17 protein-coding genes are annotated in these 23,660 nt (G+C 44.7%); 4 read left to right on the forward strand and 13 right to left on the reverse strand.

The features are described from left to right. Nucleotides 1-105: 105 nt before the first annotated feature. The 9 genes from F0232_RS14540 to F0232_RS14580 form a co-directional block, all read right to left on the reverse strand. Nucleotides 106-522: a hypothetical protein gene (locus F0232_RS14540; RefSeq protein WP_004742273.1), complete on the reverse strand. Its 417-nt coding sequence runs from the start codon at nucleotides 520-522 to the stop codon at nucleotides 106-108. Next, complete coding sequence (locus tag F0232_RS14545; RefSeq protein WP_061034045.1) at nucleotides 506-1,579, reverse strand: formate dehydrogenase subunit gamma; 1,074 nt, start codon at nucleotides 1,577-1,579, stop codon at nucleotides 506-508. Before F0232_RS14545 ends, F0232_RS14540 begins: the two co-directional genes overlap by 17 nt. Nucleotides 1,580-1,592: 13 nt before the next feature. Further along, nucleotides 1,593-2,201: a formate dehydrogenase FDH3 subunit beta gene (gene fdh3B / locus F0232_RS14550; RefSeq protein ID WP_004742271.1), complete on the reverse strand. Its 609-nt coding sequence runs from the start codon at nucleotides 2,199-2,201 to the stop codon at nucleotides 1,593-1,595. Between the two features lie 11 nt (nucleotides 2,202-2,212). Beyond that, complete coding sequence (locus F0232_RS14555) at nucleotides 2,213-5,068, reverse strand: formate dehydrogenase subunit alpha (RefSeq protein ID WP_105057161.1); 2,856 nt, start codon at nucleotides 5,066-5,068, stop codon at nucleotides 2,213-2,215. A gap of 10 nt (nucleotides 5,069-5,078) precedes the next feature. Further along, nucleotides 5,079-5,279, reverse strand: coding sequence for a twin-arginine translocation signal domain-containing protein (locus F0232_RS14560; protein WP_008217926.1), 201 nt, complete (start codon nucleotides 5,277-5,279; stop codon nucleotides 5,079-5,081). 78 nt (nucleotides 5,280-5,357) lie between these two features. Then, entirely contained in the window at nucleotides 5,358-5,996 is a 639-nt protein-coding gene (locus F0232_RS14565) for a molecular chaperone (RefSeq protein WP_105057160.1), read from the reverse strand. Nucleotides 5,997-6,005: 9 nt separating this feature from the next. After that, on the reverse strand, nucleotides 6,006-7,673 hold the full coding sequence (locus F0232_RS14570; protein ID WP_061034048.1) for a 4Fe-4S dicluster domain-containing protein: 1,668 nt from the start codon (nucleotides 7,671-7,673) through the stop codon (nucleotides 6,006-6,008). 301 nt (nucleotides 7,674-7,974) lie between these two features. Next, nucleotides 7,975-8,622 carry a DUF3306 domain-containing protein gene (locus F0232_RS14575; protein ID WP_105057159.1) on the reverse strand — a complete coding sequence of 216 codons (648 nt, stop codon included), beginning with the start codon at nucleotides 8,620-8,622 and terminating at the stop codon, nucleotides 7,975-7,977. Then, nucleotides 8,612-9,073 (reverse strand): DUF3305 domain-containing protein, encoded by a 462-nt coding sequence (locus F0232_RS14580; protein ID WP_061034050.1) that lies wholly within the window; start codon nucleotides 9,071-9,073, stop codon nucleotides 8,612-8,614. Before F0232_RS14580 ends, F0232_RS14575 begins: the two co-directional genes overlap by 11 nt. Before the next feature lie 397 nt (nucleotides 9,074-9,470). Here F0232_RS14580 and F0232_RS14585 point away from each other — a divergent pair, with 397 nt between their 5' ends. Both F0232_RS14585 and F0232_RS14590 read left to right on the forward strand, forming a co-directional pair. Continuing rightward, the gene (locus F0232_RS14585; RefSeq protein ID WP_105057158.1) at nucleotides 9,471-10,295 is read left to right on the forward strand and encodes a formate dehydrogenase accessory sulfurtransferase FdhD; all 825 of its coding nucleotides are present in this window, start codon (nucleotides 9,471-9,473) and stop codon (nucleotides 10,293-10,295) included. 278 nt (nucleotides 10,296-10,573) lie between these two features. Further along, nucleotides 10,574-12,463, forward strand: coding sequence for a methyl-accepting chemotaxis protein (locus tag F0232_RS14590; RefSeq protein WP_105057157.1), 1,890 nt, complete (start codon nucleotides 10,574-10,576; stop codon nucleotides 12,461-12,463). A 173-nt stretch (nucleotides 12,464-12,636) separates the two neighbouring features. Here F0232_RS14590 and F0232_RS14595 read toward each other — a convergent pair whose 3' ends face one another. Then, complete coding sequence (locus F0232_RS14595; RefSeq protein WP_008217915.1) at nucleotides 12,637-14,220, reverse strand: ABC-F family ATPase; 1,584 nt, start codon at nucleotides 14,218-14,220, stop codon at nucleotides 12,637-12,639. A gap of 461 nt (nucleotides 14,221-14,681) precedes the next feature. Here F0232_RS14595 and F0232_RS14600 point away from each other — a divergent pair, with 461 nt between their 5' ends. Together F0232_RS14600 and F0232_RS14605 are read left to right on the forward strand one after the other, a co-directional pair. Continuing rightward, complete coding sequence (locus F0232_RS14600) at nucleotides 14,682-17,027, forward strand: ATP-binding protein (RefSeq protein ID WP_061034053.1); 2,346 nt, start codon at nucleotides 14,682-14,684, stop codon at nucleotides 17,025-17,027. 1 nt (nucleotide 17,028) lies between these two features. Next, nucleotides 17,029-17,919, forward strand: coding sequence for a mechanosensitive ion channel family protein (locus F0232_RS14605; RefSeq protein WP_061034054.1), 891 nt, complete (start codon nucleotides 17,029-17,031; stop codon nucleotides 17,917-17,919). Between the two features lie 142 nt (nucleotides 17,920-18,061). Here F0232_RS14605 and F0232_RS14610 read toward each other — a convergent pair whose 3' ends face one another. The 3 genes from F0232_RS14610 to F0232_RS14620 all read right to left on the reverse strand — a co-directional run bounded on the left by F0232_RS14610 (nucleotide 18,062) and on the right by F0232_RS14620 (nucleotide 23,421). Further along, nucleotides 18,062-19,681 (reverse strand): methyl-accepting chemotaxis protein, encoded by a 1,620-nt coding sequence (locus F0232_RS14610; protein WP_105057156.1) that lies wholly within the window; start codon nucleotides 19,679-19,681, stop codon nucleotides 18,062-18,064. A 259-nt stretch (nucleotides 19,682-19,940) separates the two neighbouring features. Further along, nucleotides 19,941-21,968, reverse strand: a complete 2,028-nt coding sequence (locus F0232_RS14615) for a cache domain-containing protein (protein WP_105057155.1) — start codon at nucleotides 21,966-21,968, stop codon at nucleotides 19,941-19,943. Next, nucleotides 21,958-23,421 carry a sigma-54 dependent transcriptional regulator gene (locus tag F0232_RS14620; RefSeq protein ID WP_105057154.1) on the reverse strand — a complete coding sequence of 488 codons (1,464 nt, stop codon included), beginning with the start codon at nucleotides 23,419-23,421 and terminating at the stop codon, nucleotides 21,958-21,960. Before F0232_RS14620 ends, F0232_RS14615 begins: the two co-directional genes overlap by 11 nt. Nucleotides 23,422-23,660: the final 239 nt, after the last annotated feature.

Here is a 23,660-nt window from a genome sequence, read left to right on the forward strand (position 1 = left end):
CAGGGAGCCGCCGAAAACTATTTACTGTTCTAGAGACTTAAAAACAAAAAGCCCAGTGAAATGAATCACTGGGCTTTCTTTAGGTATGTCGTTAACGCGTTAGCGCTACAGGTTTGGTCCTGTCGACGGGTTTTGCGGTAGGTTTTGACTTAAACGCTGCATACCTTGATACATGCGGATGAACCAAACCACAATCGCAACACCACCGAACAACATGCCTACATATGGAATGTAGTAAGCGATGTCATCGATAATATGGTTTTGATACCAGTAATCGTTCACACCAATTAACACGCCGTTTGAGGTTGCTACCGTTACGATAAGCACCACGAAGAACGTCAGGTTCAAGAAGAACGAGCGGATCAAACCGTAGTAATGGGTATCCACTACTTCGCCATCTTCGCCTTTGTCTAAACGGTAGCCTGCGTAGATAATCGCAATCACACCAGAGATAAGACACGTAAATGGTGTAAAGCAGCTTAGGATGTAAGCAACCCAAATACCTTTATGAGGTTTGTTCATTCTTATTCACCCCTTCCGTTTTCTCTGTTGTTGCGTTTGCGCTTTGTTCAACGCCGTTTTTCTCTTGTTCCATTACTTCGTTGTACCAAAGGTCATGGTGCTCTTTCGCCCAAGTCTCATCAACTTCACCGGTTACCATGCCTTCTAGTGCACCTTCCATACCGAACAAGCCGATGTAGATGTGGAACACAAAGCCACAGATAAGAATCAAAGCTGCCAGCATATGAACTAAGTTTGAAAGCTCCATATCACGACGAGTTTGACCGAAGATTGGGAAGTCCAATACCAAACCGCTGATCGCAGCGACACTACCCATTACTATAAGTAGCCAGAACAGCGCTTTTTCACCGGCATTTGAGAATTCTGCAGACGGGTGAGAACCTTTATGTTTCCCTACCATACCTCCTAATTTCAAGAACCACTGAATATCGACTTTTTTAAAGATCGACTTACGCCACCATTTGATAAGAACCGCCATCAACAGTACATAGAAAATCGGGCCGATGTAGTTGTGATACTGCTTAGCCAGTAGAACGATGAAACCCCATAGATCCGTCGGGATATAAGGTTTCAAGAAGTGTTTACCGTAAACCAACATCAAACCACTGAACGCCAGTGTTAAGAAGGTAAACGCCATGCTCCAGTGCAATGCACGATCAAGTCGCGACCAACGTTTGATCTTACGACCTGTTCTTGGTGCACTCAGCATTAGCGGGCCAATCACAACGTACATCAAAGTCACAAAAGCAATACTGCCAAAGATCGCGACAGCACCGGCTGGTGACATCCACTTCTCTTTCAATATGTACCACGTTTGACCTGGAGTACTGATTAACACACCGTGCTCAGCCGATTGAGATGTGGTGTAACCTTCTTCACCATTTCTTACTTGTCGCCAGAAATCGGCACCCGCAAGTTGTGTGATCTCTCTTTGAGCAGAGCTTGTTTGAGTTTGTGATGAGTTCGTCTCAGATGCATGACTCATAGGAGAAAGCATTGTTAGTGCTGCCAACATCGGCAGCACAACAAGGAAGAGACGCTTAAACATTGTAAGCATATGTCTCTCCTACTTAGCTCTTAGTCGCATCGTAAGAAAGGTCATTGCCGTCTGTCCAACCTGCACCTTTCGCACCACGCTCAACAACACGCTGACGGAAAACATCAGAAACTTTCTCCGCGTCACCCGCTAGCAGTGCCTTAGTTGAACAAAGCGAAGCACACATTGGCAGTTTACCTTCAGCAATACGGTTCGCACCGTACTTTTGACGCTCTTCAACAGAACCTGGCTCTGTTTCTGGGCCGCCAGCACAGAAGGTACACTTGTCCATCTTACCGCGCTCACCAAACGCTTCCTGTTTAGGGAATTGAGGTGCGCCAAACGGACAAGCAAACAAGCAGTAACCACAACCGATACACAGATCTTTATTGTGAAGTACGATGCCGTCTTCTGTATGTTCAAAACAGTCTGCAGGACAAACGGCCATACATGGCGCATCAGTACAGTGCATACACGCTACTGAGATTGAGTTTTCACCTGGTTCGCCATCGTTCAGTGTTACAACGCGACGACGTTGAATACCCCATTCCAGAGCATCATCATTTTCATTCTTACATGCAGTGACACAACCGTTACATTCGATACAACGCTTGGTGTCACAAAGAAATTTCATTCTAGCCATTTTAAGACTCCTTACGCTTTACGAATATTACAAAGGGTTACTTTCGTTTCCTGCATCAACGTGACAGGGTCATAACCGTATGTGGTTGCTGTGTTAGCAGCTTCACCAATAACGTAAGGATCAGTGCCTTCTGGGTATTTAGAACGCAAATCTTCGCCTTGGAACTTACCACCGAAGTGGAATGGGATGAATGCCAGACCCGGTTTCACACGACGTGTAACCATCGCTTTCACCTTAATACGGCCCTTCTCTGCACCCTCAACCCAAACATCGTCACCGTCTTTAAAGCCGATGTCGTTTGCATCTTTCGGGTTCACTTCAACAAACATCTCTTGCTGTAGTTCTGCTAGCCAAGGGTTAGAACGGGTTTCTTCACCACCACCTTCGTACTCAACCAAACGACCAGAGGTCAGGATAATCGGGTATTCGCCAGATTTGTCTTGCTCTTGAATCGACTTGTAAAGCGTAGGAACACGGAAGATAGCTTCTTTGTCGTCCCACGTTGGGTAATCAGCAACTAGGTCGCGACGTGGCGTGTAAAGCGGCTCACGGTGCAGTGGTACACGATCTGGGAATGTCCAAACAATCGCACGTGCTTTCGCATTACCAAATGGGATACAGCCGTGTTTAATTGCCACACGTTGGATACCACCTGAAACGTCAGTCTTCCAGTTTTTGCCTTCAGCAGCCGTTTTCTCTTCTGCAGTTAGATCATCCCACCAACCAAGTTGTTTCAGTAGTTTGTCACTGAACTCTGGGTAGCCGTCTTTGATCTCACAGCCTTTCGAGTAGCTGTCTTCTGCTAGTAGGCTTTGACCTTCAAACTCAACACCAAAACGAGTACGGAAGTTACCACCACCTTCAGCAACCGTCTTAGACGTATCGTAAAGGATGTGTGTACCCGGATGTTTCATCTCTGGTGTGCCCCAACATGGCCAAGGTAGACCGTAAGTCTCGCCATTTGCTGGACCGCCTTCTGCTTCTAGAGACGTTTTGTGGAATGTGTGCCAATTCTGTTGGTGTTCTTTCAAACGCTCAGGGCTTTGGCCTGTGTAGCCGATCGTCCACATACCTTTGTTGAATTCACGTGTAATATCTTCAATCAGTGGTTGGTTGTTCTCAACACGGATGTTTTTGAACAGCTGATCAGAGAAACCAAGCTTCTTAGAAAGCAGGTACATGATTTCGTGGTCAGGTTTAGATTCGAATAGAGGATCAACAACCTTGTCACGCCACTGTAGAGAACGGTTTGACGCCGTTACACTGCCGTAGGTTTCAAACTGAGTCGTTGCTGGTAGCAGGTAAACGCCGTCGGTACGATCGTTCATTACCGCTGCAACCGTTGGGTATGGGTCAACAATAACCATCATATCCAGCTTCTGCATCGCCTTCTTCATCTCTGGACCACGAGTCTGAGAGTTCACCGCGTGACCCCAGTAGAACATGGCACGGATGTTTTCGCGCTGACGAATCTTGTCTTTGTCTTCAAGTACGCCATCAACCCAACGAGATACAGGAATACCTGCACTGTTCATTGGTTTTTGACCACCGTATGCGTTGTCGTCGAAACGGCCTTTGATCCAATCAAAGTCGATATCCCAAACTTTCGACCAGTGACGCCAAGAACCTTCAGACAAGCCGTAGTAGCCAGGAAGTGTGTCTGACAGTACGCCAAGGTCAGTTGCGCCTTGTACGTTATCGTGACCACGGAAGATGTTTGCACCGCCACCTGATTTACCGATGTTACCTAGCGCCAGTTCAAGTACACAGTAAGCACGTGTGTTGTTGTTACCAGTCGTGTGTTGAGTACCACCCATACACCAAACGATACAACCCGGACGGTTTTCAGAAAGTAGTTTCGCGGTGTGGTATACGTCTTTTTCACTAACACCAGTTACGCGTTCAACTTCTGCTGGGTTCCACTTCGCGACTTCTTCACGGATCTCGTCCATGCCGAATACACGTTGCTTAATGAACTCTTTGTCTTCCCATTGGTTTGCAAAGACATGCCATAACACGCCCCAAATAAACGCAACGTCAGAACCTGGACGAAGAGAAACGTAGTGATCTGATTTCGCAGCAGTACGCGTACGACGAGGATCCGCAACAACGATCTTACAGTTGTTCTTCTCTTTCGCGATCAAGATGTGTTGCATCGCTACTGGGTGAGCTTCCGCTGGGTTTGAACCAATGAACAGCATCGATTTACAGTTGTGCATGTCATTGAACGAGTTTGTCATTGCACCGTAACCCCAAGTGTTCGCAACACCTGCTACTGTGGTTGAGTGACAAATACGCGCTTGGTGGTCAACGTTGTTCGTGCCCCAAAGCGAAGCCATCTTACGGAATGCATAAGCTTGCTCGTTACTGTGTTTCGCACTACCTAGGAAGTAAACTGAATCAGGGCCAGACTCTTTACGAAGTTCTAGCGCTTTGTTACCGATCTCTTCAATCGCTTGTTCCCAAGAAAGCTTCTTCCACTTACCGCCTTCCAATTTCATTGGGTACTTAAGACGACGTTCACCGTGGCCGTGCTCACGAAGTGCTGCACCTTTCGCACAGTGTCCACCAGCGTTAAATGGGTGATCGAATGCAGGCTCTTGACCTGTCCATACGCCATTTTGAACTTCAGCGTAGATACCACAACCCACAGAACAGTGAGAACAGATAGTACGTTTCACTTCTGTTTTCGCTTCTGGATCGACTGATTTAGCCTGTGCTTTCTTCATCATACCTGGTGCAAATAGACTTGCGCCTACCACTGCGCCACCAGCAGCTAATGAAGTGTTTTTCATGAAGGCACGTCGAGACACACCTAGCTGATTGGTTTCTTTGCTCACACTATCGGAGCGTTTGACAAGTTTCATCCGTTATCTCCTAAAGTGTGTCGTAGTAATCGCGAATGTGTTGCGTCTCACGATACCCTGTCTTCTTCACGTCTTCTTTCGAAATTTCAACAGTTTCTGAAGCGGTTGCCACTTTAGTTGTACCAGCGACAACGGCACCAGCTACGGCTGCAGTCGTCAAGCCTTTGAGTAAGTCCCTACGGCTTGTATTTATATCTTTATTATCTTTCATCATTGCTTCCTTACCTTACGGTAGATCTTTTTTTGGAGGCTTAATGCCCCTCTATCGATATAATCGCGTACTGCTCGATTACTCGTAATCAGTGACGTTTTTCACATCAATCTTTAATTTGTGCTTACTGCTTTTTGTATTCACGCTAAAACGCACTTGTTCTAACGTTAAGAATGCTTCACACAGTTGAGCGGCCGATTTGTAGAAGTTCGTGCTTTCTGCCCCTTCAAGCTGACGCGTGAAAGAGTTAAACCAAGGGCCAAGGTGCTTATTGAATACCGCCTGTTGCAGTGCTTCTTCTTCAGCCGTTAGCATAGCCATCACTTCACACAGTGCTGCGATGTGATCTTCTGGCTCTTTCACTTGATCGTCACGCTCAATGCCTAAAAGCTCTAAGTCATGACGAATCTCTGCCAATGGTTTTTCCATCATGGCGCCAGTGCGATGCCAAGAACCAAATGGAACGACTTCTCCACGCCCAATACCGATGAACAAATCTTGATATTCGTCTTCAAGAGCTTCACGGTTTGATTCTGTTGCCGCTTGTTGAATGGCAATCCAAGCCTTTTGCATTGCGCTTTCAGACGCTTCAATATCGAGCGTTTTTAGAAAGTCGATCACCTCTTCAGAAGGTGCGCTGCGAAACAGTGCGGATAGAACCAAATAGATCTCAGTTCTTAGTGTCTGTTCTTGTGCCTGATCCAAATTCGTTTCCAAGGCTAACTCCTAGTATTTCAATTGTTTCAATGGGTCTTGAGCCATTGAATCGAACATATCCACCACACGGCAGTCTTCACACATAGCAATACGATTAATCGCTGCTTCATCTGAAAAGTGAGAGTGACCGCGTAACTTGTTCTGTAACATGTCAATCATAGACTGAGGTGCGAATGGTTTATGGCAACGTACACATTCCGCAGCTTTCTCTTCATGAATCACAACTGCTTTTTGACGTTCTTCTTTTACCCAGTTCATACGAGGCGTAAGAGTCAGAACATTTTCAGGACATGCCTTTTCACACAAGCCACATTGAATACAGTCTTGTTCTACAAATTTAAGTGATGGAGAAGCCCCGTCGGTATGAAGTGCACGTGTCGGACACACAGCCACACAGCTCATACATAACGTACAATCTTTGCTATCACACGAAACGTTGCCGTAAGGTGCGTTTGACGGAAGCTCAACAATATTTTCAACAGGAATACGAGCTGAAGACATCGCATCAAGTGCTGTAAATAGACGTTGGCGCTTGTTGCCTTGAAGATCGCCAAGTGCAAGGTCGAATGAATCCACACAAAGTGTTGGAGGCCCTTCACGTAGAGATTCTAAGTACAGAATATCGATGGTTTCTTTTGGAATACCGATTTGATCTAGTAGTTCTTGTGCAATCCCTACTTCGTTATTTAGAACACGAATGATCGTTTCTGGCATAAAGCGGGATGCCGCAAACAGAACTTGAGTCGCGCCATTAACTAATGCTGCAAACCAAGTATCGATACCAATAGATGGCAGTTCTTCTACGACAATTGGAATCACGTTATCTGGTAGCGCTTTAAGAGCCATCACGTTGTAAGTTTCATGACGTGAGCTACAGATAAGTACGATTGGATCCAGACCACCCGCTTGCTCATAGTTAGCTAGCGTACGTTCAATGAATTTTTGAGTATCGTCAGGGTTAGGTAATGCGTAAGAGATAGCTTCTGTCGGACAGCTCGTTGCACAAGTACCCACGCCTTGACATAGGTAAGGGTTAATCTCGATCTTATGACCCGTCTTATCTGAGCCTTCACTTGAAAGCGCGCCAGCAGGACAAGCATCAACACAACGCTCACAACCTTTAACACCACGAGAACTGTGTGCACATAGGTCTGTGTCCAAACGGAAGAACTTAGGCTTATCAAACGTGCCCATTAACGTAGGAATTTCTTCTAACGCTTCAGCTAGTTTTGGATAACCACGACCTACTGGGTAATAACCAGGAACAGGCACTTCTTCAGTCATGCAGCTATTCAGACATAAGTCCAAAACCACATCAAAACAGTCATGATTGATTGCTACTTTTGCAAGGTTATTGGTTAGGCCTTTGTTTTCGATTAGAACTTCGAACGTACCAAGGAACCCTGAAACCTGAACAGCATTTGCGTAGTAAAGCTCTGACTCAGTGTTGGTCGCTTTCGCACCGTCTGTTGAAAGTAGTGTCAGGCTTGTTAACTGAGGCAATTGCGCCGCAGCACTTTCGATGATCGCAGTTGGACCAATAATTAGCGTATTACCACCACTTTCATAACTTACTGTCGGTGGAATTAGGTTTGTTAACTCAACGGTATTCTCAAACGCATACAGCCTCGCCTTTGCGTTATTTGAAGTTGCTTGTTCTAATAATTGTTTAAGCATTGCTCAGTTCCATTTTTGGATATGGATAATCTGTTCAATCTTCATTGTAGTTAGCGTTGGAGAACTTGCTGAGTATTCAGTTAACAACGTATGGTCTCGTTAACTATTCATTCACTCATCAAGTTTACGCGAGTTATCTACAAAAAAGTCGATAATGGACTAGTTTTAGCAAATGCCGTGCCAATTTAATAATTCAATATTTTCAATGGATTAGATTAAATTTAAATCGATTTTGATAATAAAAAAACCGCTTGGGACATTTTGTCGCAAGCGGTTCATTGAGTGTTTAGTCAAAATGTACCTATTCTTTGTGTGGTATATTTTGTCCCACCTCTTTTGGGTCATTTTCGATAGCATCGGTGTCGAAACCATCCGATACTGTGTTTTTATACAGTTCTTTTTGTTGTCCCGTAATTTCGTCACTTTCAACAAGATCTGATTCCGCGTCTTCAGCGTTGCTCACTGAAACTTCTTCTTTATTTTCAGTAACTTGCTCTTGTTCGCTTGACGTTTCTTCTTCTGCCTTCTCTTTTACCCAATCACGTAAGCTTTCAGCGACACCTTCAGAAAGTGACTTAAGATTACTATAATCGTCATCGTAATCGTCTAAGCCATCACGTACGTTAAACTCTTCTGAGAGAAATAACTTACGTAATGCGGCTTTTTTTACGCTTTCTGATGCTTCTGATACCAATAATTGAGCCATAGACAGCTCTTCAGTTGCCTCTGATGCCGACTCTTTAGTGTCACCTGACTCTCCTAAAGCGTTAGTTGGCTCGATAGGAGCTGGGTCATTTGGTGCGAGTTCTTCAGCAGAGGTGGGTGTTTGAGAAGCAGACTCAGGAGAGGTAACCGAGGTTTCCTCAAGAGGCTGTTCAGCTTCACGCGCTTTATCAGTCGATTCATCGAGCTTTCGTTGAGACCAACGGCTAAAAAAGTTAGTTGCCATTAGAACGACCTGCCCCTTTACGCTTCTTGCGTCTCGCTTCTAATAATTCACCATGACGACCGATAAAGGCTTCCATCCACGCTTGTACAGGTAAAGGCATGTCGTAAGACAATACTTGGTTATCTCCGTCCATGTACTGGCCTGCGACTGTTTGTGACGCCGTCAGTAATTGAATAATAGGCTTACCGGAGTCAACATTATCCATAACTAAGAATAGCTTAGGTTGCTGAGAGCTTAGATTGAAGCGGTAGTCGGTACGTTCGTCTTTGTGTAACTGGAGCAAACATACGTCTGGGGTTTCATGTTCAGGTGATAATTCAAAACCGATGAGTTCCCATTGAGTCGTTACCCAAATGCCCGTTTTGATCTCTTTCTCTATTCTTTGGACACCTATTGGCCAAGCTGATTCTGTTTTTTCGTAGTGTTCTTGGAATTCTTTTATCTCAGACATACTGCACCCAATTGATTTTCTTTATTCTGTTCGTACGTAGGACATTTTGTACTTCGCATAATCATATACCCTCTACAAAGCAATAAACACGCCAATACATTTTAAGTCCTGCTCCGTCTTTAGTGCGTTTGTCGTAAAGTTACCCCTATAACGTTAGTCGATTGCGCTGGTTTGAGACAGTTAGTCTCGGTGAACTCTCATATTTTGCGCTATTTTAATCGAATGCTTCATGTTTTCTCGAATAGCCGCTATTTTGGAATGAGAATTGCTAAATGCTTGAGTTAAAGCTAAGAATGACTAAGTGACAGATAACGCATGTATTCTAAAGAGTCGTATGATGACTCTTGCCTAACTTCTTATCCCTTATAATCGCTATCTCATTAAGTAGGACGTGACTGTGGTAAAACCAAACATAATAAAAACCAGTGAAAACCCACTTCAGACCATCGAAGTTGAAGTGTTTGATGAATATGGCGAAAAGCTAACGAAACAAATTGCGTGCGAGCGCCCTCTTACCGTGATGTTGAACTGGAAAGAGATCGTAACGTTAATGACATTGGGCTCTCGTCCGGAGTCATTAGTATTGGGCTATTTGAAAAACCAAAGCTTCCTTTCCGACCCAGAAGCCGTTGAATCAATCATTATCGATTGGGAAACCAGTTCTGCAGCGGTTATTACTAAAGAAGATACGAGCCAACTTGAACAAGCACTGAAGAAGAAGACCGTAACGTCTGGCTGTGGTCAAGGTACCATGTATGGCAACGTGATGAAGCAATTGGAAGATTACCAAGTGCCTCAAACCAAGATTAAGCAATCTGAAATCTATACGGCTCTAGAAGCGCTGACTCATTATAACGACACCTACAAGAAAGCGGGTGCGGTTCATGGCTGTGCTGTTTGCAAAGACGATCAAGTGTTGTCGTTTGTGGAAGATGTAGGCCGTCACAATGCGGTTGATACCCTAGCGGGTGAGATGTGGCTTAACAAAGAAGATGGCGGAGATAAGATCTTCTACACCACAGGCCGCCTAACCTCTGAAATGGTGATTAAGGTAGCGCAGATGGGAATCCCTGTTCTACTGTCACGCTCTGGCGTTACACAAATGGGCTTAGATTTAGCTCAGAAGTTCGGCATAACAACGATTGCTCGTGCTAAAGGCTTGCGCTTCCAAGTGTTTACAGGTGCAGACAAGATAGATTTTGACGTCAAAGGCGAGCAGTAAACGTAAAGTTAACTCGTGCTTAGTTAATTTGTTATGGGTGCAGTATCAGCTGCACCTTTTTTATATTCTTCAGTTTTTATCCCAATTCGTTCCCGATACAGGTTTCACGCTTCAGACCATCTAAACCTACACGTATCATGTCTTAAATTAGCTTTTCCTAAAACAAATCTTGATTTAACACCCCAATAAGCTATTAGTTACATATTCGTCAATTTAATGAATCTATTAATACAAATTAAAGATGAATATCAACGTCACCGGCTTAAAGGGAATTAACCATGAGTAATCCATCGGAACCTCAGCATCCTCTGCTGTCTCTTTCTATTCGCAGTAAGTTTATTTTAATCAACCTCACCCTGTTTATTTCTGTTTTTATCTATGCCGTCTACGAGCAACTTAGTTTAGACAAATTGGAATCATTGGAGATCGCTGCGACCGAAAACCTCAGAAGCTCAGTAGATTTATTAACGCTTAGGCGACATGAGAAAGACTTCTTGTCTCGCCACGATCAAAAATACGCAGAGCGTTTCGATAAAACCGCCGACATATTGAATCAAAGATTGGTGACGTTGAACCAAACTCTCACCTCGCACGAACTTCACCTGACCGAGCAAATGACCAAGATCTCCGATACCCTTCATCAGTACCAGAAACAGTTCCACCAGATCGTCAATCAAGTGAACGACATTGAACGTACAACCCCACCTTTGGGCTTTGTCGGCGCTCTTGATGGAAAAAGAACAGCGCTGAAATCAGTAATCGAATCAGAATCAAGCTTGGCACTGGAACTTGCGTTGTTAGAACTGATCGAAAAAGACTTCCATTACCTCGCTCATATTAATAGCGAAACGAATGCGGCGTTAACCAATGCTCTTGTTGAGTTTGAACCCTACTCCCAAACCTCGATTGCGACTGAACAAGCCTATTCCGAATATAAGGCTGCAGTTGAAACTCTGTTGGTTGCTAACAGCAATCTAGGCTTGTCTGCAGAGTTGGGGCTTAGAGGCGCATTACGTAGCAATGTCCATAAAACGGAACAAGCCATTGAAGAAGTGCAGAATGAGATAAGCCATGCAATTACAGTGGCAGTTAGGCACACACAAAATATGTTGCATCTGTTTGGCGCCGCTATTGTTGCGTTGCTTTCTTTGCTGTTGGTGTTCATCGGTCGCAATATCTTGGGTCGTATCAAAGCGATAAACGTGATGATGGAGTCGATTGCCAATGGCGATGGTGATTTAACGGTGCGAATGAACGCTAAAGGTAACGACGAGCTCGCTCAACTTGCTCACTCGTTTGATACCTTCATCAACAAGCTGCACGGCAACATTAAAGAGTTGTCGGGAGTTATGACAGTGTTGACAGAGAGTTCATGTAGCTCTGAAGAAGCCGCGATCAAAAGCATGAGTAATGCTGAGAAACAGAAACAACAATCGGAGTCCGTCGCGACCGCTGTGAACGAACTGGTGATGACCAGTAACGAGGTCACAGCCAATATAGAAAATGCCGCAACTAATGCAGAGAAAATTAAAGATAACGCCCATCAAGCATTACAAGAAACACACTTAACAGATGCGAGTATCAATGTGTTGGTTGAAAACATTGCAGAGTCGCAAGACCTAATCGTGCAGCTTGAAGAACAGAGCCGTGAAATCAATCAAGTGGTAACGACGATTCAGGGAATTGCCGAACAAACTAACCTACTTGCGCTTAACGCTGCGATTGAAGCTGCACGAGCAGGCGATCATGGACGAGGCTTTGCGGTGGTCGCCTCTGAAGTGAGAGAGCTTTCTTTAATGACTAACGACTCAACCCATCAAATTGAATCGACCATTCATGGTTTAACGTCCGGCATTGCCAAGACAGTCGCTAAGATGTCGGCAAGCTTGGAGCAAACCGAACAAGTTAAGCACCAGACTAAAGATGTGGTCAATGCGATTGAAGGTATCCACTTTCAAGTCGGAGAGATGTTCGACCTTAACAGTCAGATAGCGACAGCATCTGAAGAACAATCCATGGTATCTGCGGAGATCGACCGAAACATCAGCGACATCGCTCATCTAGCAAGTAATACACATACCGTAGTATCAGGATCAGTGCGTTGTAGTGAGCAGGTATCGAGCGTGAGTGTGAAGTTAGAGAAGATTGTGGCTCAGTTTAAATACTGATGTGTAGCCTACTTTGTTGTGGGCTGTCACCACCTCTGCATAAACTGTAGGTAATAAAAAACGCCCTTATCGCTTTATGCTGATAAGGGCGTTTTAATTCTATAAGGACACTTTCTGTTATCTGCAGACTACAGGTGTCTATAAACAGCGGTTGTCCGAAGCACTAGTCTAGATTAGCCACGTGCTTTTAGGAATTCAGCGTAAGTACCACGGAAATCGTTGATCTTGCCATCTTTGATTTCAAGGATACGCGTTGCTAGAGAGTCTACGAATACACGGTCGTGAGATACGAAGAACAATGTGCCTTTGTAGTTCTCAAGAGCCAAGTTAAGCGCTTCGATAGATTCCATATCCATGTGGTTAGTTGGTTCATCCATAAGTAGGATGTTTGGCTTGTGCATCATGATCTTACCAAGAAGCATACGACCTTGCTCACCACCAGAAATTACCTTAACTGATTTCTTAATGTCGTCTTGACCAAATAGCATACGACCTAGGAAGCCACGAACTACCTGCTCGTCTTCACCTTCTTGACGCCATTGGCTCATCCAATCGAACAGGTTCATGTCTTGTTCGAAGTCATGTGCGTGGTCTTGAGCGTAGTAACCGATGTTTGAGTTTTCAGACCACTTGTACTCACCAGTGCGAGCTTCAAGTTCGCCAGCTAGTGTGTTCAGAAGTGTTGTTTTACCCACACCATTCTCACCGATGATCGCAACGCGCTCACCTACTTCGAAGATCGCATCGAACTTGTTGAATAGGTCTTCTTCGAAGCCTTGAGATAGGTTTTCAACCACAAGTGCGTTGCGGAATAGCTCTTTAGACTGTTCAAAACGAATGAATGGGTTTTGACGGCTAGAAGCTTTCACTTCTTCAAGCTGAATCTTATCGATTTGCTTAGCACGAGACGTTGCTTGCTTCGCTTTAGATGCGTTAGCAGAGAAACGAGAAACGAAGGTTTGAAGTTCAGCAATTTGTGCTTTCTTCTTAGCATTATCAGACAGTAGACGTTCACGCGCTTGAGTCGCAGCCGTCATGTACTCATCGTAGTTACCCGGGAATAGGCGAAGTTCACCGTAATCAAGGTCAGCCATGTGCGTACAAACAGAGTTTAGGAAGTGACGGTCGTGCGAAATGATGATCATTGTGCAGTTACGTTGGTTTAGCGTATCTTCCAACCACTTGATGGTATCCATGTCCAGGTTGTTCGTTGGTTCGTCAAGAAGCATGATGTGCGGGTCTGCGAACAGAACTTGTGCTAGAAGCACACGAAGTTTCCAACCAGGTGCTACTTCGCTCATTAGGCCGAAGTGAAGTGCTTCTTCGATACCTACAGCAAGAAGAAGCTCACCCGCTTTCGCTTCTGCCATGTAACCGTCCATCTCAGCGAATTGAACTTCAAGATCAGCTACCTTCATGCCGTCTTCTTCGCTCATTTCTGGCAAAGAATAGATGCGGTCACGCTCTTGTTTAATAGTCCAAAGCTCTTTGTGACCCATGATAACTGTGTCGATTACCGAGAATTCTTCGTAAGCGAATTGGTCTTGGTTCAGTTTTGCAACGCGCTCGTTTGGATCGTAGCTTACGTTACCAGCACTCGGCTCAAGTTCACCAGATAGGATCTTCATGAACGTCGATTTACCACAGCCATTCGCGCCGATTAAACCGTAACGGTTACCTTCGCCGAACTTAACTGAAATATTTTCGAAAAGTGGCTTAGCGCCGAATTGTTGGGTGATATTTGCTGTGGAGATCAATGCCTTTACCTTTTTAATGTGAAAAACGCCGCAACGTTACTTGTTCAGGGCTTTAACTGCAAGTATTGATTGCAATTACCCGCTAATAAGTGAGCGATAACCTAGCTAAATCATAGTTTGAGATAACTCACATTTTTGATTTCTATTTATAGAGCGATAAATAGCCAAACTGTGCAACATATAAAGTATTGAGCCACTGAGTAAAATCCGCCTTATATAAAGACATATCTCTTATAAATAATTTAATATATCGCATAACAACCCGTTACAGCCAAAGCTTCTTTATACATAGCTATTCACAACACCCTCTAATGCACAAATACTAGTCTAACGCCTGACAGTTTCATGACAAAACACCAAGATTCGGGGATAAAGTACTCGCCCTCATTAATGCATGAGATTTCACAAAGCTCGATTATCTAACTATAGTAATCCTAACCTCATAATTCTAAGAGACTTTTATGCGTTCATTACCGCGCTTCTTATTCCTCATATTAGCCATGCTCTCATGGCCGAGTCATGCCAACTTGGAATATGACTTACAATCACAACCTCAGGTCTCTGACATTGCCCAAGATCTGAGTAATCGTATCGATGAGCTTCCCGACCCTCTTTTTATGGAGGCGTCAGATAAGCGCAAGGTAAATCTGTTGCTCGCTGAAGTGCTGCGTGTTCAGAATCAGCAAATCGCAACGTTCGATAAACGACTCAAGGCTTATCGAGAAAACAGCGAGCCAAAACAGTGGTTCGATGTAGAGTCTAGCTACGTCACGTTGAACAGCTTGAATGTGAGCAAGCAGCACTTATTGGAGCAAAGCACCACAAGTAACAGAGAACGCTTGACCGGTTTTGGTCCTTACGGTGTTACCCAGTTTAAACAAGAGTGGGAACTGACAAAGCTAAACGTCGAATACTTGGTGTATTTCCAAATACGCAGCTTCAAAGCGCTTATTAAAGACATCTTCATTTCCCCGGTGCCTGTGATTGGTGCAGCGTTAAAAGTGCTGTTCATCTATTTTGCGCTGGTGTGGTGGTTAGCGAACAGTAAAAGGTTGATCGAACTGTTTCGCGTTAACCTGCTCGAAGCGAAGCCAAACCCTCCATTCCTGATTCGTTTAATTTGGTATGTGAGCCGTGCGGATAGAGCCATTGCTTGGTTAATTGCTATCACCCTGTCTCTGCGTGTGCTATCAAGTATCCCTAGCCTGCAACATCTGATATTCCTTGAGATCTTCACGTGGTGGATTTTAGGTGGCTCGATCGCAATCAGCTTCATTCTTGAGTTTGCATACCGCATGGGACGTACCTCAAACAAAGAAGTCATTGCGCTACGCCTTTCAACGATTCGCCGTTACGTATGGAGTTTCATTGTTGCTGGTGTGATTCTGCAAATCTCAAGCATCACGCTGGGTAAAGGCACCATCTACAGTTGGATTTACAGCGTTCTATTCTTTTGGTTTGTGTTGGTGACCATCTCGGTACTTCGATTATGGAGAGCGAAGGTATTCAATAGCCTAGAACATATCTCTGATCGCCCAGTGTGGGTTAATTGGGCCGTGAATCGCCAAGATACTTTTTTACTTAATATCATCGCGACTGCGCTTGGTATTGCTTGGTTGAGTGTTTATCACTTCCAGCATCGCATCATGTCACTGCTTTCGAACTACACAGTATTCAGTCAAGCACTGGCTTACCTGTTTAGGATTGAAGTGGCTAAGCAGTCTGACCTTGATAAGAATCAGAAAAACTTAGTGCGTATTAAAGGCGATCAGACATACGAATACATTCTACCTGGATCCATCGACAGCGAGCTGATTGACTATGCAGGCGATGAAGTAAAACAACTGTCTCGTTATCTTATGTCTGATAGCCCAGCGATTTGTATTGTTTCTGGTGAACGTGGCGTGGGTGCAACAACGCTTCTGTATACCCTACTGCACAAGGTATCGAATGCAGAACCAATTTACGTTAGTTGCCCTTACGCGGGTTACCAAGAATTACTGTGTCACCTAGCAGTAAGCATCGGCTTAGAAGAAGACGCAACTGAGATTCAAATCTTGGCACATCTTCGTAAGAGCGAAACGACTTATCTGATTGCAATTGATAATGCCCAGCGCCTAGTTAAACCAATGGTTGGTGGTCTTTCTGATCTGATTCGATTAACTAACTTACTTCGTCGTTCGAAGAAGAACCACAGAATCGTGATGTCGATTGCCAAGTCTAGCTGGCGATTTGTCGACCGAGCTCGTGGCGAGCGTCTATTGTTTGATTTGGTTTGTTTCCTTCCACGTTGGACTGAGAAACAAGTTGGCGAGTTGCTAACCAGCCGTATCAATACTGAACTCGATAAGCCATTGTCGTTTGATGGTTTAGTGGTACCAAAACAGTGGGACCAAGATGACATGAGCGAAGAAGAGCGCGCGCGCCAAGGTTTCTATCGTATCTTGTGGCACTACTCCGATGGTAACCCAACCGTTGCACTGCGCTTCTTCCGTCTCTCTTTAAATAGAAATAAAGAGACAGACCAAGCGGTGGTAAGGCTTTTCCACGTACCCGAGGCGCAAGAACTAGAGAACATGCCAAAACCAATGTTGGCGGTCCTTCGCTCTATCGTTCAGTTAGAGATCGCGTCTACCGAGGTGCTATCAGAGTGTACTCAGCTAAGTATTGCTGAAGTCACCGGTATTCTTCGCTATTTTGAAAGCCGTGGTTACATTGGTTGGAATGAAGACAAGGCGAAAATTTCCGACCACTGGTTCCGACACATTACTAACGTTCTCGACCGTCAACATTTATTGGTGAAGTAAAATGAAGAAGTTATTTGTCCTGTTATTTGTTGGCTTGGCAACGGCGGTAAGTTTCCCGACTTATGCGACAGAAGAGTTAGCCAATGTAGAAAACATTTCGAAGATCGCGAGCTTGGTTCGTTGGAGTGGCGTGTTCTTCTCCATCATCGTCATTGCAGCGATGTGGTTATTATTGAAGTTCATTAACTCAATGGTGACAAGCTTTGGTAGTCAGTTCGTTCAATATCGAATGCTGTTGCAAAAGCTTCAATCGTTCATGCAGTTCTTCATTTATGTGAGCACGGGTCTTATCGTGTTCATGATGAGTTTCCGTATCAACGACCAAATCTTGGCTCTGATTGGCGGTACTCTTGCCGTGTCGGTCGGCTTTGCGCTTAAAGACTTGGCGGCCTCTTTCATCGCGGGTATCACCGTTATGATTGACAGACCATTTCAGGTAGGTGACCGCGTCACGTTTGAAGGTAACTACGGCGACATTATTACTATCGGTTTACGCTCGGTACGTATGAGAACTTTGAATGACGACATCATCACGATTCCGAACAACAAGTTCTTAAACGAAGTCACCACCAGTGGTAACTATGGCGCGTTGGATATGCAGGTAGTGATTCCGTTTTACGTCGGTATGGATGAGGACATCACCCTCGCCCGTGATCTGATACAGGAAGCGGCCTCATCAAGCCGTTACATCCACCTACCTAAGCCTGTGACGGTATTGGTGAAACAGACCATTACTGACAACTACCTAGCAATACAGCTAACCTGTAAGGCTTATGTGGTGGATACAGCTTATGAGAAACTGTTCGAGACAGATATTACGCTTCGTGTCATGAAAGAGTTTAAGAAACACAACATCAACCCACCTAAAATATCGGTGGCTGCTCACTCATAGTTTTAGGTTGATTACTCGATTGTTCGAAACAAAAACACCTCCGCACTTGAATAAGATTCGGAGGTGTTTTTTATGGTTGCCGCCTATGTAACAACTATTGATTCTACGGCGCTATGGCTCCATAAGTTTCTGGCGAAAAGCGCTAAACCTTAAAGTACTTCAACTGTTCTGTGAGATGTTCAGTGGTGTTTGCCATCTTCTGACTGTCTTCAGCCAGCGATTGTGAAGCCTGTAGGACTTCGTTAGCGGCCAAATGAATACCAGTAACACTCTCACTCATCTCTGTTGCTACTGTGCTCTGCTGCTCAGACGCTGCAGCAATTTGCGAGACCATATCATTGGCGTTGTGTAGCTCATTCACAATCACATCGAGTTGCTGGCGTGTCTCACTAGATGCAACGACGCTGTGGTCCACTTTTTCGTTGCTGCTTTGCATAGCATTAAATGTACGTTCGGCTTGTTGTGTTAGCTTCTCAATGGTCGATTGCACTTCGTTGGTAGAATTTTGCGTGCGACTTGCTAGGTTACGAACTTCATCAGCAACTACAGCAAAACCGCGCCCTTGTTCCCCTGCACGTGCTGCTTCAATCGCAGCGTTGAGTGCCAGTAAATTGGTTTGTTCTGATACATCGCGAATTACCCCAACCACTTGGCTTATCTCGGTGACACCAGATTGAAGGTCTCTGACCAAGTTATTTGCAGTTGAAATGTTCTCAGATACTTGAGATATGGTCGTTGCCGTTACCTTCATGTTTTCATCATTTTGGTTAGCGTGATCGACCACTTTGTTGGTACTCGCGGCGGTGTTTTCTGCATTCATCGCGACATCTGAAATGGTCGCGCTCATCTCTGTCATTGCGGTCGATAACAGTTCAAGCTGTGCATGTTGCGAATTCACACTGGTTGCTGCTTCTTCACTGGCCTGAGCGATATGACTTGCCATATTACTAGACAGATCCGCAGACTCGTTTGCTGTACGAAGCGTTGTTTGCAGTTTGTCGAGCATGGTGTCAATCTGGTGGCTCATATCGCCCAACTCATCTTTACGTGTCATATTCATACGAACACGAAGGTCACCATCGGCAATTTTATGCGTGTTATCGATGAGCTTGTTAAGCGGGACGATTATGTTATTTGAAATCGCATAACCCATCGCAAACAGTAAGCCTGATAAAACAACTGCGACCATGCCTTCTTTAAGTGCTAATGCGTAGAAAGCCTCTTGAATATCAGCGACCAGTATTCCTGAGCCAATAATCCAGTTCCACTCAGGGAAAAGTTGTACGTAAGAGATTTTATCTTTTAGCTCACCTTGAGGGCTCATCCACTGGTAATCAAGAAAGCCTTTCTCTTGAGGAGAGCGTGAGATCGTCACCATTTCACGCCAATGGTGCTTTCCTGCTCCGTCTTTCAAATTACCTGCGTTGGTACCATTAAGCTCAGGCTTGAGCGGATGACTAATAATGTTGAGTTGTTGGTTAAGGATCCAGAAGTAATTGGTGTTGTCATAACGAAGCGTCTTAATGGCTTGTAGCGCTCGCTCCTTTGCGACTTCTTCACCTAGTACACTACGTTGGCTGTAGTAATAGCCGGCTAAGCTTACTGCGGTTTCAACTTGAGCACTGAGCTTATCTTGCCGCTCTTCCATAGAGCTGGCTCTTTGCTGCATGAGGTTAAATGTAGATGCCATTACTAGCAGTACAACCGATAGAACGACAATTGAGGCGAGTTTTGACTTGATAGATAAGTTACTTAATTTCATAGCTGACTGACTTTATTATTTGTTTTGATTATGGATTTTCGACCAAGTTATCAAAATTTTGTACAGTTCAGATGATATGCATCAAGAACACTAAATATACACTGTGTTACATAATCAAAAAGAGGTATAGGTCAAACAGGCAGAGGTTGAGGTTTGATTGGTGATAGTTTAGTAGTGCGGGATTTTCGTGCTTGGGCTGAATGTAAAAACAACAGCTCAAGCGAGCTAGGACAACCATCAAACGATAGCCGTAGCAGGTTTAGAGGTTAGACACCAATAACTGTGGTGTCGCTTTTTGCTGAAGGTAGATACTAAAGCGGCTTCCTTTACCCACTTCTGATTCTACGCGTATCTCGCCACCAATTTGACTTAAGATACTTTGAGATACAGATAAGCCTAAGCCAGTCCCGTCGCGTTTCGTTGTATAGAATGGCGAGAAGATGCGCTTTAACTGCTCTTCTTTGATGCCACAACCTTCGTCTTCAACATGCACGATAGCGCCATGAGACACGCCGTTTTCTACCCAATCTTCACTCGAGATTGTTAATGTTCCCTGCCCGTCCATTGCATGAATAGCATTCATTTGTAGGTTGACCAGAATCTGCAGCAGTTGGTTTCGATTTACTTCAACCGATGTTTTAGCGTTTAAGTTCGAAACGTAAACCATGCCGCGCTTTTTCGCCCCAGTTTTCACGAGCGTGATACTTTCATCGACGATCGGGTTGATGTGTTGCCACGTGATCTCATCCTGCACGCCACCGTGTCGGCTGTATTGAAGCAAGCTTCGCGTAATATTTCGGATTCGGTCGATTTGCTCCATGATGGCATGGACTTCTTCTTCGACACGGCTTACTTCATCCCCTAGTTCAAATTTCATCAACTCAACGTTGCCAAGGATTACCGCTGTTGGATTGTTGATCTCGTGAGCAATACCTGCGGTTAGCTCACCGAGCGCTGCCAGTTTCTCATTGACCACCAGCTTATCTCTAGCTTGATTTAGCAGCTTGATATGCAGCTCGAGTTCTTCGGTTTTCTCTTTCAAACTAGCGGTGCGAGAATGGACTTTACACTCGAGTTCTAACGCCGCTTGTTGAATCTCTTGATTGCGCTCATGCAGCAGATCCAACATCTTGTCGAATTGTTTAGCAAGTAAGGTAAGCTCATGTTGATCATCCAGTCCTAACGTACCAATTCGCTTGTCTTGCCCCATCTGTACTAGCTTCACCACTTTATGAATGCGTTCGATAGGGTTGAAAAGATCGCGCGCACCTCTGTGAACGATCAAACCTGAAACCAGCAACAACAGAACGATAGTTATACTGATTTCGCCAAGGTTAGTCAGGTAGGTTTCAATGAGCGGCCAGATTAGGTAACCCGTATATAGCATGCCGATCACGTTGCCAAACTGGTCGTGAATTGGTTGATAAGCCGTGATGTACCATGCATCGTATACATATGCTCTGTCGAGCCACTCTTTGCCCTCGTTTAAGACTTTAGAGTGAACCTCGTGAGAAACTCGCGTACCAATTGCACGCCCTACACTGTCTTCACTGCTTAATGGTACGTTAGTGCTCACACGAAGGTCGTCAAGAAATACGGTGACGGTTCCTACATGACGGTTGAAGCCCTCTCTCTGCGGATAGATCAGGTTGCTGATTTGATCGACCAACTGAGTGCTGTTATTCAACAAGATCCCGCCATCAAGAAAGCCGATCACATGATCATGTTTATCTTTAATGGATACGACAGTACGGCTAACCAAGCCACGTGTTTCAACATCATGACCATTAAGCATCGGAACCTCTGCCTTTTTTGCAAGATCACGATCTAAGTAATCGAGTTCATTTCTGTCTAACACACTGAAAAACGATGATTTATGTGTGAGATTCAGATATTCAAGCTTCTTTTCCATGTTTTCTACGCTGCGCCAGCGTAAAAAATCGAGCTCATATCGTGACTTATTCTCTGAGACCCAACGAATGAGTTCATCTTGAGGCACGTGGCTCGCAAGCTTCATTCGAAAGTTGTAAGACTCAGCAAATGCGCGCACGTTATAAGCTTGCTGGTTTTGAATCAGATGAATACTGTTGTCTGCGACGTCGAGACGTTCATCAACATCGATCAAAGCGCCTTGCCACGTATAGTGAACAGACCAATAAAAGGTGATCGCAACGAGCGCACACAGTGTAAGAAAGATCGGTGCTGACGTGAGAAACAGTAAACGGTAGCGCACCATGGTTTTGAAGCGGAACGCCCACTTTGCCCACCACTGACGTCTAATCGGCATATTCTGAGCCTTCTGTGTTCCAGTCTTTGTATTTGCGTTCTAAGGTTTTGCGTGCAACGCCAAGGTCTCTTGCCGCTGCAGACTTATTACCATCGTGAAAACTCACAAGTTGTTCGATATGTGCTTTCTCCACTTCTTTAAGTGTCCAAGTGTTTGGATAGCCTTCAGCAGCGTCCGTTGTATTCAAGTTCGGCACTTCAGCACCATGTGACACCGTCACTGAAATGCTCGCAGGTGCTGGGTCGCCATTTATCTCTCGCCAATAGTGAGCTGGTGGCTTGTCTAACAGAATGCAGCGCTCCACGAGGTTTTTAAGCTCGCGAATATTGCCCGGCCATTCGTATTCATTCATCGCTAAGATATCTTCATGTGCCCAATTAGGTATCGGCATACCTAATTCACTCGATAACAGGCGCGTGAAATATGGAACAAGCTCATTCAGATCGGATGGTCGTTCGCGTAAAGGAGTCACATCAATCTTGAGTACATTAAGTCGGTAAAATAGATCGCGACGGAAGTGCCCTTTCTCGACTTCTTCTTGAAGATTCCTGTTGGTTGCCGCGACAACACGAACGTCTACGGATATCTCTTTCTCGCTACCGACGGGGCGAATGGTACGTTGCTCGAGCACTCGCAGCAGTGCAGCTTGCATAGGCAGCGGCATTTCGCCAATTTCATCAAGAAATAATGTACCGCCGTTAGCCACTCTGAATAAACCTTCGCGATTCTTCTTCGCGCCAGTAAAGGCACCAGAGGTGTGACCAAATAATTCACTTTCAAGAAGCTCTGGAGCAATCGCACCACAGTTGATTGGGACAAATGGTCCAGTTCGTTTACTGGCTTCATGAACACCACGTGCAACCAACTCTTTACCGGTACCAGACTCACCTTCTACCAACACAGACGCTCGTGATGGAGCAAATTGGCTAATAAGAAGCTTAAGTTGTTTGGTCTTATCTGAGTTACCAATAATCTCGGTTTTGATGTGGCGGCTGACATCACGCTTCAACGCGTACTGCATTCTTTGGTCAAGGCGCTTATCCATACAACGAAGTACAGCTTGTATCATCTGTTCTAAGTTGAATGGCTTTAAAATGAAATCTGAAGCACCGAGCTTGAGTGCTGATATGGTCATTTCCAGATCGGCATAGCCAGTCATAAAGATAACATCTGCTTTTCGGTCGCTATCATTGAAGGCTTCTTCCCACTCAATACCAGAGCGACCAGGAAGATTAATATCGAGAACGATCAGGTCGAAGTGTTCATTGCAACGTAGCGTTTCTGCTTCTTCTACAGAGCCTGCACTCGACACCTTGCCAAAGTACTTACCTAGTGCTTTCTTTAAAATTGCCTGCATGCCAATTTCATCATCGACCACCAGGACCGAAAACGCCTGATATTGAGTCAAGGTGCTTGGATTGAGGTTAGAGGCGTTTGAACTAGGTAAAGACATAATGATCAGCCGAAAGGGAAAGTTGGGACAGAGTGTACCAATTAACCTTTTGTTCAACAGGGACAATGTGCGACATTTTGTCCTAGCTCATGTTTTGGTTGATTTTACCTAGCGAAATGACGCAGTTTTGTCCGAAATAACAGCAATTTAATGAGACTTGATGCATTATTTGTTGGCATTAAGATTGCTTATAGGGAGAGGATTTCTAATTACTATAATTAGCATCTTATGCACATGTC

The organism is Vibrio sp. T3Y01, assembly GCF_013114525.1.
GTDB classification, from domain to species: Bacteria; Pseudomonadota; Gammaproteobacteria; order Enterobacterales; family Vibrionaceae; genus Vibrio; species Vibrio chagasii_B.